We start from the raw sequence: 12,329 nt of genomic DNA, 5'->3' as shown, positions 1-12,329 counted from the left end.
TACGCGCGTAGCGGCTTGTACAGGTCGGGGTTTACGGTTCCGGGCGCCGTGGTTGCGGACTCGGGGCGCTGCCCCGGACCCCGCTGCTCAATCGCCGCAGGGGCTTGATTTGGCTCGGACGGGCTTAATCGGGCTTGACTCGGTCGGGCACAATCGAGCCATGACGAGCAGCCAGACCACGCCCCCGCAGGTACACGACCGGAGCTACCGGTCCGCCGCCGGTATCGCCGGTGGTGTCGTGCTGATCCTGATCGGTGCCTGGCTGGGCGCCGACGCCGTGGTCAACGGGGTCGGGCGGACGCCGTGGACGGTGCTTGCCGTGCTGCTGTTGGTGGTGCCGCTCGTCGTCGCGTTCACCATCCGGCCGGCCGTCTTCGGGAACGAGGAGCGGCTGCGCGTGCGCAACCCGTTCCGCGACATCACGTTGCCGTGGTCCGCGGTCTCGGGCTTCAAGTCCGGGTACTCGAACGAGGTCTTCGACCAGGCGGGCACCAAGTACCAGCTCTGGTCCATCCCGGTGTCGCTGCGCGGCCGGCGCAAGGCGCAGCGCCAGCAGCTGCGCGCCGCCAAGGGCGGCCGCACGGCCACGGGAGCCGCTGGCCTGCCGGTGACCGAGCCGCGTTCGCCCGGCGACCAGGCCATGGACGAACTGCGCGACCTGCACGAGACACACGCGAAGGCCGAGACACCGCAGTCCGCCACCAAGATCCGCTGGGCCTACGAAATCCTCGCCCCTGCCCTCGCGGGCGCGGTCCTCCTGGTTGCCCTCTTGGCGCTCGGCTAGGCGATTTAAGCCCCTGCGGCGATTGAGCAGCGGGGTCCGGGGCAGAGCCCCGAGCCCGCAACGCCGGTTCGGCACAATCAAGCCCCGCCGGCGATTGAGGCGCGGGGTCCGGGGCAGCGCCCCGAGACCGCAACCACGGACTACGCCGAACTAGATCCCGGCCGCAACGGAGAGATCCCGCTTGATGGCGGCAAGCCGCTCCGCCGCGGTGACCCGAGCCGCGGGCAACGCATCCCGGCCCCCGACCGCCACCACGACCTCCAGGTAACACTTCAACTTCGGCTCCGTCCCCGACGGCCGCACGACGACCCTCGCCCCGTCCAGGGTGTAGCGAAGCCCATCCGTGGGCGGCAACCCACCCTCCCCCTCGGAGAGATCGTCCGCCCGGGCCACCGCAAGCCCCGCCAGCCGAACCGGCGGAGCCTCCCGCAGACGCCGCATCGCGTCCGCGATGACCGACAGGTCCTCGACCCGCACGCTCAACTGGTCCGTGGCGTGCAGCCCGTGCGCGAGCGCCAGGTCGTCGAGCACGTCGAGGAGCGTACGGCCCTGCTCCTTCAGCTCGCTCGCCAGCTCGGTCACGAGCAGCGCGGCCGTGATGCCGTCCTTGTCGCGCACGCCCTCGGGGTCGACGCAGTAGCCGAGCGCCTCCTCGTAGCCGTAGCGCAGGCCCTCGACCCGGGCGATCCACTTGAAGCCGGTCAGCGTCTCCTCGTACGGGAGTCCCGCCGCCTCTGCGATCCGGCCGAGCAGCGAGGACGACACGATCGACTCCGCGAGGACGCCGCTCACGCCCCGCTTCACCAGGTGTGCCGCAAGCAGCGCGCCGACCTCGTCGCCGCGCAGCATCCGCCACTCGCCCCCGTCGGGCACGGCCACCGCGCAGCGGTCCGCGTCCGGGTCGTTGGCGATGATCAGGTCAGGGGTCTCGCCCTGCGCGCGGGCCGTCGCGAAGGACAGGTCCATCGCCCCCGGCTCCTCCGGGTTCGGGAACGCGACGGTGGGGAAGTCCGGGTCGGGCTCGGCCTGTTCCGGCACGAGCACCGGCTCGGGGAAGCCCGCGCGGGCGAAGGCGGCGAGGAGTGTGTCCTTGCCGACGCCGTGCATCGCCGTGTAGACGGTGCGCGCGCCGCGGGGCGAGCCCGGCGCGAGGACCGCGTCCGTACGGGCCAGGTACGCCTCCAGGACGTCCTCGCCCAGCGTCTCCCAACCCGACTCCGCACGCGGCACGTCGTTCAGCGATGCCACCGCGTCGATCTCGGCGGCGATCTCCGCGTCGGCCGGCGGCACGATCTGCGAGCCGTCGCCGAGGTACACCTTGTAGCCGTTGTCGCGCGGCGGGTTGTGCGAGGCCGTGACCTCGACGCCCGCGACCGCGCCCAGGTGCCGTATGGCGAAGGCGAGCACGGGGGTGGGCAGCGGGCGGGGGAGGACCGCGGCGCGCAGCCCGGCCCCCACCATCACCGCCGCCGTGTCGCGCGCGAAGTCCGCCGACTTGTGCCGCGCGTCGTAGCCGATGACGACCGGACCGTCCGTCTCGCCCTTCGCCTTCAGGTACGCCGCCAGGCCCGCGGCCGCGCGGATGACCACCGCGCGGTTCATCCGCATCGGGCCCGCGCCCAGCTCGCCGCGGAGCCCGGCTGTGCCGAACTGGAGCATCCCCGAGAAGCGCTCGCCGATGGCTTCCAGGTCCCCGGCCTCGATGAGCTTGGCCAGCTCCTCGCGGGTCTCCGGGTCCGGGTCCTCCGCCAGCCAGGCCTTCGCCCGGTCGAGCAGTTCGCTGCCAGATACGGTCACGGTTCGCATTCCTTCGGGGAGTTCTCGGGCCGCAACGGGGTTGACGTCTCGGGGCTCTGCCCCGGACCCCGCTGCTCAATCGCCGCAGGGGCTTGATTGTCCGGATCGGCGGGGTCCAGGGGACGGGGATCAGATCCTCGCGAGGACCTTGGTCAGCAGGTCGCCCATGGCGGAGGCCGAGTCGCGGCCCGCCTGGAGGACCTCTTCGTGGTTGAGCGGCTCGCCGGAGAGGCCCGCCGCCAGGTTCGTCACCAGGGAGATGCCGAGCACCTCGGCGCCCGCCTCACGGGCCGCGATGGCCTCCAGGGTGGTGGACATGCCGACCAGGTCGGCGCCGAGGACGCCGGCCATCCGGACCTCGGCGGGGGTCTCGTAGTGCGGGCCCGTGAACTGGGCGTACACGCCCTCTTCCAGGCTCGGGTCGATCTCCTTGCACAGCGCGCGCAGCCGCGGCGAGTACAGGTCGGTGAGGTCGACGAAGTTGGCGCCGACGATCGGCGAGGCCGCGGTCAGGTTGATGTGGTCGGAGATGAGCACCGGCTGGCCGGGGCGCATGCCCTGGCGCAGACCGCCACAGCCGTTGGTGAGCACGATGGTCTTGCAGCCCGCGGCGGCGGCCGTGCGCACACCGTGCGCGACGGCGGCGACGCCGCGGCCCTCGTAGAAGTGCGTACGGCCCAGGTAGACGAGGGCGCGCTTCTCGCCGACCTGGTACGAGCGGACCGTGCCGCCGTGCCCCGCCACCGCGGCGCCGGTGAAGCCGGGCAGCTCGGTGAAGGGGAACTCGGCGGCGGGCTCGCCCAGCGCCTCGGAGGCGGGCGCCCAGCCGGAGCCCATCACGAGGGCGACGTCGTGGGTCTCGGCGCCCGTCAGCTCGCGCAGGCGCGAGGCGGCGGCGTCGGCGGCGGCGTAGGGATCGCCCTTGAGGTTGTCCGGAGTAAGAGAAGCGTTCACGCCGACGAGCGTAGCCTGTCGTTGCCTACGCGCGTAGATGTCGGAGGTCACGTCCTTGTGATCGTTGCTTTGTCGTTTCCGACAATCAGGGACGCGAGAAGGCCTCAGCAGGGCCGCTTGCGCAGCTCCATCGCGTAGTCGTGCGGCGCGCCCGCGGAGTCGGCCGCGTCGGCGATCTCGCCCAGGTACCGCGCGGAGGGAAGGCCGCCCTCGTAACCGTTCAGTACGTAGAGCCACACGGGCTCCTCGCCCTCCAGGGTGTCCACACGGACCCGCATCCGCCGGTAGATGTCGAGCCCGACACCCTCCCAGCGGTCCATCGACTCCTCGTCCATCGGAGCGATGTCGTACAGCGCGACGAAGACCTGTGAACGCGGCGCCTCGACGATGGTGGCGAGTGCGCCCTCCCAGCCCATGTGCTCGCCCCCGAACGTGAGCCGCCAGCCGTTCAGCCAGCCTGTCGCGCGCAGCGGCGAGTGCGGAGCGCGGCGCGTCATGAGCCGCGCGTCGAGATTGCCGGCGTACGCGGCGTAGAGCGACATGGGACCGAGAGTACGTCAGACGGACCACGTGTCTCGTGAGTAACCGAAGCGCCCCTCCTAAGTGGGGATGAGCGCGGCTCCCAGGAGGGATACGCGCAGCCCGCGCCCCGGACGGGGCCCCCGGCTCGGTGCGGTCTCGAAGCGTGCGGGACAATGGGGCATGTGACTCGGATCGTGATCATCGGTGGCGGACCTGGCGGATACGAGGCGGCGTTGGTGGCCGCGTCCCTCGGCGCGGAGGTGACCGTCGTCGACTGCGACGGCCTCGGCGGGGCGTCGGTGCTGACCGACTGCGTGCCGTCGAAGACTCTGATCGCCACGGCCGAGGTGATGACCACCTTCGACTCCTCTTATGAAGAGCTCGGCATCATCGTCGAGGACGACACCCCCGACCCGGACAGCCCGGCCCGCGTCGTCGGCGTGGACCTCGGCAAGGTCAACCGCCGTGTGAAGCGCCTCGCGCTCGCCCAGTCCCACGACATCACCGCCTCCGTCACCCGCGCGGGAGCGCGCGTGCTGCGCGGCAAGGGCCGCCTGGACGGCCAGCAGGCGCTCGACGGCTCCCGCAAGGTGATCGTCTCCGCGGTCGACGGCACCGAGGAGACCCTCGTCGCCGACGCCGTGCTCCTGTGCACCGGCGGCCACCCGCGCGAGCTGGCCGACGCGCAGCCCGACGGCGAGCGGATCCTCAACTGGACGCAGGTGTACGACCTGGACGAGCTCCCCGAGGAGCTCATCGTGGTCGGTTCCGGTGTCACCGGTGCCGAGTTCGCGGGTGCCTACAAGGCGCTCGGCTCCAAGGTCACCCTCGTGTCCTCCCGCGACCGGGTGCTGCCCGGTGAGGACCCGGACGCCGCGGCCGTCCTGGAGGACGTGTTCCGGCGCCGCGGCATGAACGTCATGGCCCGCTCCCGCGCCGCCTCCGCCAAGCGCGTCGGCGACCGCGTCGAGGTCACCCTCTCCGACGGCCGGGTCATCTCCGGCACGCACTGCCTGATGGCGGTCGGCGCCGTCCCCAACAGTGAGGGCCTCGGCCTGGAGGAAGCGGGCGTCAAGGTCAAGGAGTCGGGGCACATCTGGACCGACAAGGTCAGCCGCACCACCGCCCCCGGCGTGTACGCGGCCGGTGACGTGACCGGGGTCTTCGCCCTCGCGTCCGTCGCCGCGATGCAGGGCCGCATCGCGATGTATCACTTCCTGGGTGACGCGGTCACGCCGCTGAACCTCAAGACGGTCTCGTCCAACGTCTTCACCGACCCGGAGATCGCGACCGTCGGCTACACGCAGGCCGACGTCGACTCGGGCAAGATCGACGCCCGCGCCGTCAAGCTGCCGCTGCTGCGCAACCCCCGCGCGAAGATGCAGGGCATCAGGGACGGCTTCGTCAAGATCTTCTGTCGTCCGGGTACGGGCATCGTGGTCGGCGGAGTGGTCGTCGCGCCGCGCGCTTCGGAACTGATCCACCCCATCTCGATCGCGGTCGACAACAATCTGACGGTCGAGCAGATCGCGAACACGTTCACCGTGTACCCCTCGCTGTCGGGATCGATCGCCGAAGTGGCGCGGCAGTTGCACACGCGGAAGATCGCCGAAGAGGGCTGACGCCGGGCAACGGGCCGCAGGTCACGGTGAGTTGCGGCCCATGCGGGGGGCATAGGCGCGATGTATAGGCACCCCGCCGTGCGTATACCACTTCCACGGTTGTTGTGCGAACAGAATCTGTAAATCGGCGCAAACTGCTGAAAGCAGACGACCGTTGGGGTTACTGTCAGTTTCGTGTTCGCTGCAGAACGTCGTCAATTGATCCTCGAAATGGTGCGAGCCAACGGAGCGGTTTCGCTCCGTGAGCTCGCCCGCGTCGTCCAGACCTCAGAAGTGACCGTACGGCGGGACGTGCGCGCACTGGAGGCAGAAGGACTCCTCGACCGCCGGCACGGCGGTGCGGTATTGCCGGGCGGATTCACGCGGGAGTCCGGTTTTCCGCAGAAGTCACATCTCGCAACCGCAGAGAAGACGGCCATCGCCGATCTCGCCGCGAGTCTCGTCGAAGAGGGCGAAGCCATCGTGGTGGGCGCGGGGACGACCACGCAGGAGCTGGCCCGCCGGCTCGCGCGTGTGCCGGGCCTGACCGTCGTCACCAACTCCCTTCTGGTGGCACAGGCACTCGCCCACGCCAACAGGGTCGAGGTCGTCATGACCGGTGGCACGCTGCGGGGTTCCAACTATGCGCTGGTGGGCAGCGGGGCGGAGCAGTCCCTGCAGGGCCTGAGAGTCTCGCGCGCCTTCCTTTCCGGCAGTGGTCTGACCGCCGAGCGCGGGCTCTCCACGTCCAACATGCTGTCGGCGTCCGTGGACCGGGCGCTCGTGCAGGCCGCGTCCGAGGTCGTCGTGCTCGCGGATCACTCCAAGCTCGGTACGGACACCATGTTCCAGACCGTGCCGACCGATGTGATCACGCGTCTCGTGACCGACGAGCCGCCCGCGCACGACGACCGGGCGGCGACGGAGCTTCAGGCGCTGGCCGATCAGGGCGTGCAGGTCGCTGTCGCGGGGGCCGGGACGGAGGACGCGTCCGGGGGCGGTGAATCCGTCCCGGCGCGGCAGTCGCGCCGGGATGTGCCCTTGCCGGGCCAGCGTCGCGGTCAGCTTCCGGGCGGCAGTCACCCACTGCGCTCCGCCGCGCATGAGGCTCCGCCGGAGCGGACGGCCCGGGTGGCCGATTTGCGCCGCCGCTGAGCGTTTCGCCCGACCGGCGTTACGGCCTCGGGGCTCCGCCCCGGACCCCGCGCCTCAATCGCCGGCGGGGCTCCATAAATCAAGCCCCTGCGGCGATTGAGCAGCGGGGTCTGGGGCAGCGCCCCAGGAGCGCAACGCCGGTGCCGGTCACGTGGTGATCCCGCGGAGAGTCAACCGCAACAGGCGATCCGCCAACCCCGGGTCCGACGGAGTCTCCTCCGCCGCGAGGGCAATCGCATTCGTGAGCTGCAGGAGGTCCGTCATGGAGACGTCCTGGCGCACCGCCCCCGCCCCCTGCGCCCGCGAGAGCAACGCCTGGCCCGCCTCCCGCATCGGATCACTGCACCGGGCCAGCGCCGAACTCGCGTCCTGCGAGGCCGACATGAGGGCACGGGAAAGCCCCCGGTACTCGCTCGCGTGCGTGATGATCTCGCGCAGCCAGGTCACGAGCGCCGTACAGGGCTGCGGAGCGTCGAGCAGCGCCCGGGAGCGGGCGAGCAGCTCGTTCACCGCCTCCTCGAAGACCGCGCTCATCAGCGCGTGCCGATTGGGGAAGTGCCGGTACAGCGTGCCGATGCCGACCCCGGCCGCGCGGGCCACGTCCTCCAGGGACGCGCCCGTGCCATGTTCGGCGAACGCGATGCGGGCCTGCGCGAGCAGCCGCTCGTAATTGCGGCGCGCGTCCGCGCGCATACGGCGCGAACGGTCGTGCTCGGCTGTCGTCATCGGGTCTCCCTGGCCGTGCGCGGGTCTGGTGCGCAGGACTTCAAGGATGCCCGATAGCGGTACAGCGGCGGTGCGGAGGGATCGCTACCGCAGTAGCGTCGACGCGGAGGCTGCGGTTGCCCCTCAGTGGCCGGTCCCTGCGGAGGGAGGAAGCCATGTTGCACACCAGTACCGCTGCGCGGGCGCTGGGTCTGACGGACCGCGAGTACGAGACCCTGGAGCACATCGACGCCGGTCGTACCCCGGCCGAGGCGGCCCGTGCGATGGGGATCTCGCTGACGACCGTACGCGGCTATGTGGCGGCCCTGCACCGCAAGTTGAACGCCGGGCACACGGCGGCGCTGTTGCGCAGGGCACGCGAGGCGGGGCTGCTGGGGGAGTGAGGCCGGCGGGCACCCTCAGAATTGACGGCTGGCACGGCCGGGAGGCGCCCGCTTCACTGGTGGAATCCAGTGGCATCCACGGGCATCAGGGGGAACGCCATGACCGCCACACCGTCACCTTCACCTGCGCACATACCCGCCGCCTCAGCAGGGGCCGCCGTCGAACGGGTCCGGCCGCTGCGGGCCGTCATGGCCGCCGTCCTGGTCCTCGGGCCGCTGCTCTTCATCGTCGCCTCGCTCCTGTCGCCGTACGACATGACCGAGGACAAGGTGGCGAACATCGTCGCCGACATCGCCGCGCACGAGGGCCAGGAGAAGGCCGCCGCCTGGGTGTGGCTGGCGCTTGGCATCGCGATGACCGCCGCGGCCGTGCTGGTCTCCGTGTACGTCATGGCGCGCTCCCCGAAACTGGGGCTCGCCGGGCTGCTGTTGTTCGGCGGCGGCGCCGTGGCCGTCAACCTGACGCCGTCGTACGACTTCGTGACCCTGGCGGGCCTGGACAAGGGGGTCCCTCAGGCGGAGATCGTCAAGGTCCTCAAGGGCGGTGACAGCCTGGCGATGCCGGCGGTCGCCGGGATCTGGTTCATCGCGGGCATCGTCATCGGCGTCGTCGTCCTCGGCATCGGCCTGCTGCGCAGCCACGCCGTGCCGGCCTGGGCGGCCTGGGTGCTGATGGTGTCGATGCCGGTGAACGTCGTGGGCTGGATGACGGGTGTCGCGGCGCTCGCGTACGCGGGGTTCGCGCTGCTGACCGTGGCCTTCGCCGTGGTGGCCCAGGACATCGCCCGGCACGGCACCGGCTGGGTGCGCGCCGCTACGTGAGCGGAACGGCCGAGGGCCCGTCGACCGGTGCGGTCGACGGGCCCTCGGCGTACGCCGGTTGTGGCGTCAGTCCTTGATCTCGCAGATCGCGGCGCCCGAGGTGAGGGAGGCGCCGATCTCGGCGGACAGGCCCTTGACGGTGCCCGACTTGTGGGCGTTCAGGGGCTGTTCCATCTTCATGGCCTCCAGGACGACGACGAGGTCGCCCTCCTTGACCTCCTGGCCCTCCTCGACCGCGACCTTGACGATCGTGCCCTGCATCGGGGAGGCGAGGGTGTCGCCTGAGACCGCGGAGCCGGACTTCTTGGCGGCGCGCCGCTTGGGCTTGGCGCCGGCGTTGAGCCCGGTACGGGCCAGGGACATGCCCATGCCCGCGGGGAGGGAGACCTCAAGACGCTTGCCGCCGACCTCGACGACGATGTTCTCGCGGCCCGCCTCGTCCTCTTCCTCACCGGCCGCCGGGGCGGCGAACGGCTCGATGTCGTTGACGAACTCGGTCTCGATCCAGCGCGTGAAGACCGTGAACGGCTCGGTGGAGCCGGTCAGTTCGGGAGCGAACGCCGGGTCGGTGACCACCTTGCGGTGGAAGGGGATGGCGGTGGCCATGCCCTCGACCTCGAACTCCGCGAGCGCGCGCGAGGCCCGCTGCAGGGCCTCCTTGCGGGTGCGCCCGGTGACGATCAGCTTGGCGAGCAGGGAGTCCCAGGCCGGGCCGATGACCGAGCCGGACTCGACGCCCGCGTCCAGGCGGACACCCGGTCCTGCGGGGCCGTCGAACCGGGTGACGGTGCCGGGCGCGGGCAGGAAGCCGCGGCCCGGGTCCTCGCCGTTGATGCGGAACTCGAAGGAGTGGCCGCGCAGTTCGGGGTCGCCGTAGCCGAGCTCCTCGCCGTCGGCGATGCGGAACATCTCGCGTACGAGGTCGATGCCGGCGACTTCCTCGGTGACCGGGTGCTCGACCTGGAGGCGGGTGTTGACCTCCAGGAAGGAGATCGTGCCGTCCGCGCCGACGAGGAACTCGACGGTGCCCGCGCCGACGTAGCCGGCCTCCTTGAGGATCGCCTTCGAGGACGAGTACAGCTGCTCCAGTTGCGCGTCCGAGAGGAACGGCGCCGGGGCCTCCTCGACGAGCTTCTGGTGGCGGCGCTGCAGCGAGCAGTCACGGGTCGAGACGACGACGACGTTGCCGTGGCTGTCGGCCAGGCACTGGGTCTCCACGTGCCGCGGCTTGTCGAGGTAGCGCTCCACGAAGCACTCGCCGCGGCCGAAGGCGGCGACGGCCTCGCGCACCGCGGACTCGTAGAGCTCGGGCACCTCCTCCAGGGTGCGGGCGACCTTGAGGCCGCGGCCGCCGCCGCCGAAGGCGGCCTTGATCGCGATCGGCAGGCCGTGCTCCTCGGCGAACGCCACGACCTCGTCGGAGCCCTCGACCGGCTCGGGCGTGCCCGCGACCAGCGGGGCGCCCGCGCGCTGCGCGATGTGCCGGGCGGCGACCTTGTCGCCGAGGTCGCGGATCGCGTGCGGGGGCGGGCCGATCCAGATCAGGCCGGCATCCAGGACGGCCTGGGCGAACTCGGCGTTCTCCGACAGGAATCCGTAGCCGGGGTGGATGGCGTCCGCGCCGGAGTCCTTCGCCGCTTGCAGCACCTTGGCGATGTCCAGGTAGCTGGTGGCCGGGGTGTCCCCGCCAAGGGCGAAGGCCTCGTCGGCCGCACGGACGTGCAGAGCGTCCCGGTCCGGCTCGGCGTAGACGGCAACGCTCGCGATCCCCGTGTCCCGGCACGCCCGGGCCACGCGGACAGCGATTTCGCCACGGTTGGCGATGAGCACCTTGCGCACGATGGCTCCCTCCTTGCTGTGTCTTCCCGGGGGCATCCCCCGGACCCCCGGCCGTGGTCGCCCGAGCCGGGGCGGTCGGCGGGTCACCGTGAAGCTTGACTCACTGAAACAAGCTGAGTTTAGGGACTGCCGACACGGACCCACGAGCCATCCCCGGGCGTGAGCTTGCCCACACGGAGTGTCACCCGGGGGGTACCTGGTCCGTGAAATCCCTTGTCGCGCCTGGAAACGCGCGATCCCTCACCGCAACCCTAGCCCGCCTCTGTGGCCAAGGTCTCTGTGAGACCGTGCTGCGGCCCGTCGGCATTCTTTGTGGAGTCCCTACGAATGGCCCAACGATTCTTTGCCTTCTGCAGAACCCTTGTACCGGGGTTTACCCGTTAGTAGCGTTCGGGATGTCTTGGCCGTACTAGCGGTAACAGTCAGTGGAAGAGGGTGGGGCCGGTGGCACGCAGGCCGGTGGCGTGGGTGGCCGCGATCGTGTTGTTCGCGGAGGCGTTGGGGATTGTCCTTCTGAACTGGTTCCTCGGCCTGGTGGTCGACAACCAGGACATGTCCCTGGCCGGTCTCGACCCGCGGGCGATGTCGGTGGGCGCGTGGATCGCGGGCGGCCTGTTCGGGCTCTATCTGGTGCTGTGCGCGATCGTGCTCGTGCGCACCGCGATAGCCGACCGGGGCCCGGCCGGGTTCGGGCGGATCCTGCTGATCAGCGTGGCCGTCGTGCACGGCCTGCTCGGCGCGTTCTCGATCAGCCTGGTGGGCTGGTTCAGCTTCGTCCTCATGATGGTCGTGCTCGCCCTGCTCGTGCTCACGCTGGTGGCGTACGACCGGCACGAGCAGGGGGAGCGGAGGCCGCAGGGGGACGTCCCCGCGCAGAACGGTCCCGCTACTCCGCCGGCGCCCACAACTCCGTGATGCCGATGCCCAGTTCGGCGAGGAGGCGGCGGAGCAGGGGCAGCGAGAGGCCGATCACGTTGCCGTGGTCGCCGTCGATGCCGTCGATGAACGGGGCCGAGCGGCCGTCCAGGGTGAACGCGCCCGCCACGTAGAGGGGTTCGCCCGTCGCGACGTACGCGGCGATCTCCGCGTCGCTCGGCTCGCCGAACCGGACGACGGTGGAGGCGGTCCCGGAGGCGTACCGGCCGCTCGTCGTGTCGTAGACGCAGTGGCCGGTCTGCAGCGTGCCCGCGCGGCCGCGCATCGACTTCCAGCGGGCCGTGGCCTCCTCGGCGTCGGCCGGCTTGCCGAGCGCCTCGCCGTCGAGGTCGAGCACGGAGTCGCAGCCGATCACGACGGCGCCGCCCGCCTCGGGCCGCGCCGCGACCACGGAGGCCTTGGCCTCGGCGAGGGCGAGGGCGAGTTCGGCGGGTGTCGGGGCCGTCACGGCGTCCTCGTCGACCCCGCTGACGATCACCTCGGGGGCGAACCCGGCCTGCCGCAGCAGGCCGAGGCGGGCGGGGGACTGGGAGGCGAGGATCAGTCGGCGTGGAGCAGTCATGCGGCTCAGGTTATCCAGGGTGACGCCGTGCGGTCCCCGGCCGCCCGCCCTACCCGGTCCCCAGCATCAGGAACATGACGACCATGGCCAGGGCCACCACGAAGCCCGCGCGCCGCAGCATCGCCTGCGTTTCGCGGAGCTCCTCGGGGGGCTCGTCATCGGGGTCGGACCACAGCACATACAGCATGGTGCTGCTCGCGCGTGCGGGGCGCCTGAGTACGCGTACTCAGGCGCCCCGCACGCGCGAG

General features: G+C 71.2%; 13 protein-coding genes. 6 read left to right on the top strand and 7 right to left on the bottom strand.

The features are described from left to right. The first annotated feature begins 160 nt into the window (after positions 1–160). Positions 161–784, top strand: coding sequence for a PH domain-containing protein (locus tag OKJ99_RS13835; protein WP_326016372.1), 624 nt, complete (start codon positions 161–163; stop codon positions 782–784). Positions 785–934: 150 nt separating this feature from the next. On the opposite strand, the gene OKJ99_RS13830 is transcribed toward OKJ99_RS13835, so the two are convergent. From OKJ99_RS13830 to OKJ99_RS13820, 3 genes are all read right to left on the bottom strand, one after another. Next, positions 935–2,590: a phospho-sugar mutase gene (locus OKJ99_RS13830; RefSeq protein ID WP_326016371.1), complete on the bottom strand. Its 1,656-nt coding sequence runs from the start codon at positions 2,588–2,590 to the stop codon at positions 935–937. A 120-nt stretch (positions 2,591–2,710) separates the two neighbouring features. After that, complete coding sequence (locus tag OKJ99_RS13825; protein ID WP_326016370.1) at positions 2,711–3,535, bottom strand: purine-nucleoside phosphorylase; 825 nt, start codon at positions 3,533–3,535, stop codon at positions 2,711–2,713. A 104-nt stretch (positions 3,536–3,639) separates the two neighbouring features. Further along, a complete protein-coding gene (locus OKJ99_RS13820; RefSeq protein WP_326016369.1) occupies positions 3,640–4,077 on the bottom strand; it encodes a gamma-glutamylcyclotransferase in 438 nt (145 codons plus the stop codon). A 153-nt stretch (positions 4,078–4,230) separates the two neighbouring features. On the opposite strand from OKJ99_RS13820, the gene OKJ99_RS13815 reads away from it, so the two are divergent. Both OKJ99_RS13815 and OKJ99_RS13810 read left to right on the top strand, forming a co-directional pair. Next, positions 4,231–5,679 carry an NAD(P)H-quinone dehydrogenase gene (locus OKJ99_RS13815; protein WP_326016368.1) on the top strand — a complete coding sequence of 483 codons (1,449 nt, stop codon included), beginning with the start codon at positions 4,231–4,233 and terminating at the stop codon, positions 5,677–5,679. 174 nt (positions 5,680–5,853) lie between these two features. Continuing rightward, positions 5,854–6,813, top strand: a complete 960-nt coding sequence (locus tag OKJ99_RS13810; RefSeq protein WP_326016367.1) for a DeoR/GlpR family DNA-binding transcription regulator — start codon at positions 5,854–5,856, stop codon at positions 6,811–6,813. A 147-nt stretch (positions 6,814–6,960) separates the two neighbouring features. On the opposite strand, the gene OKJ99_RS13805 is transcribed toward OKJ99_RS13810, so the two are convergent. Continuing rightward, positions 6,961–7,506: a helix-turn-helix domain-containing protein gene (locus tag OKJ99_RS13805; RefSeq protein WP_326016497.1), complete on the bottom strand. Its 546-nt coding sequence runs from the start codon at positions 7,504–7,506 to the stop codon at positions 6,961–6,963. 188 nt (positions 7,507–7,694) lie between these two features. Between OKJ99_RS13805 and OKJ99_RS13800 the strand changes: the two genes are divergently transcribed. Together OKJ99_RS13800 and OKJ99_RS13795 are read left to right on the top strand one after the other, a co-directional pair. Beyond that, positions 7,695–7,922: a response regulator transcription factor gene (locus OKJ99_RS13800; protein WP_326016366.1), complete on the top strand. Its 228-nt coding sequence runs from the start codon at positions 7,695–7,697 to the stop codon at positions 7,920–7,922. 99 nt (positions 7,923–8,021) lie between these two features. Further along, positions 8,022–8,744, top strand: coding sequence for a hypothetical protein (locus tag OKJ99_RS13795; protein WP_326016365.1), 723 nt, complete (start codon positions 8,022–8,024; stop codon positions 8,742–8,744). A 66-nt stretch (positions 8,745–8,810) separates the two neighbouring features. On the opposite strand, the gene OKJ99_RS13790 is transcribed toward OKJ99_RS13795, so the two are convergent. Further along, complete coding sequence (locus tag OKJ99_RS13790) at positions 8,811–10,583, bottom strand: acetyl/propionyl/methylcrotonyl-CoA carboxylase subunit alpha (protein ID WP_326016364.1); 1,773 nt, start codon at positions 10,581–10,583, stop codon at positions 8,811–8,813. A gap of 435 nt (positions 10,584–11,018) precedes the next feature. Here OKJ99_RS13790 and OKJ99_RS13785 point away from each other — a divergent pair, with 435 nt between their 5' ends. Continuing rightward, positions 11,019–11,498: a hypothetical protein gene (locus OKJ99_RS13785; protein ID WP_326016363.1), complete on the top strand. Its 480-nt coding sequence runs from the start codon at positions 11,019–11,021 to the stop codon at positions 11,496–11,498. Here the strand turns inward: OKJ99_RS13785 and OKJ99_RS13780 are convergent. Then, positions 11,470–12,081 carry a nucleoside triphosphate pyrophosphatase gene (locus OKJ99_RS13780; RefSeq protein WP_326016362.1) on the bottom strand — a complete coding sequence of 204 codons (612 nt, stop codon included), beginning with the start codon at positions 12,079–12,081 and terminating at the stop codon, positions 11,470–11,472. The two genes, OKJ99_RS13785 and OKJ99_RS13780, sit on opposite strands and share 29 nt — an antisense overlap. Before the next feature lie 49 nt (positions 12,082–12,130). Further along, a complete protein-coding gene (gene mmpB / locus OKJ99_RS13775; protein WP_407700693.1) occupies positions 12,131–12,259 on the bottom strand; it encodes a morphogenic membrane protein MmpB in 129 nt (42 codons plus the stop codon). Positions 12,260–12,329: the final 70 nt, after the last annotated feature.

Origin of the sequence: Streptomyces endophyticus, assembly GCF_035798155.1 — a bacterium.
GTDB lineage: Bacteria > Actinomycetota > Actinomycetes > Streptomycetales > Streptomycetaceae > Streptomyces > Streptomyces endophyticus.
Note: the sequence above shows the minus strand (reverse complement) of the source record. Positions and strands in the feature narration are given on the sequence as shown.

Coding starts and splice junctions, on each gene's coding strand:
- OKJ99_RS13830 (WP_326016371.1), bottom strand. CDS start 2,590: ATGCGAACCGTGACCGTATCTGGCAGCGAACTGCTCGACCGGGCGAAG.
- OKJ99_RS13800 (WP_326016366.1), top strand. CDS start 7,695: ATGTTGCACACCAGTACCGCTGCGCGGGCGCTGGGTCTGACGGACCGC.
- OKJ99_RS13795 (WP_326016365.1), top strand. CDS start 8,022: ATGACCGCCACACCGTCACCTTCACCTGCGCACATACCCGCCGCCTCA.
- OKJ99_RS13820 (WP_326016369.1), bottom strand. CDS start 4,077: ATGTCGCTCTACGCCGCGTACGCCGGCAATCTCGACGCGCGGCTCATG.
- OKJ99_RS13780 (WP_326016362.1), bottom strand. CDS start 12,081: ATGACTGCTCCACGCCGACTGATCCTCGCCTCCCAGTCCCCCGCCCGC.
- OKJ99_RS13815 (WP_326016368.1), top strand. CDS start 4,231: ATGGGGCATGTGACTCGGATCGTGATCATCGGTGGCGGACCTGGCGGA.
- OKJ99_RS13835 (WP_326016372.1), top strand. CDS start 161: ATGACGAGCAGCCAGACCACGCCCCCGCAGGTACACGACCGGAGCTAC.
- OKJ99_RS13805 (WP_326016497.1), bottom strand. CDS start 7,506: ATGCGCGCGGACGCGCGCCGCAATTACGAGCGGCTGCTCGCGCAGGCC.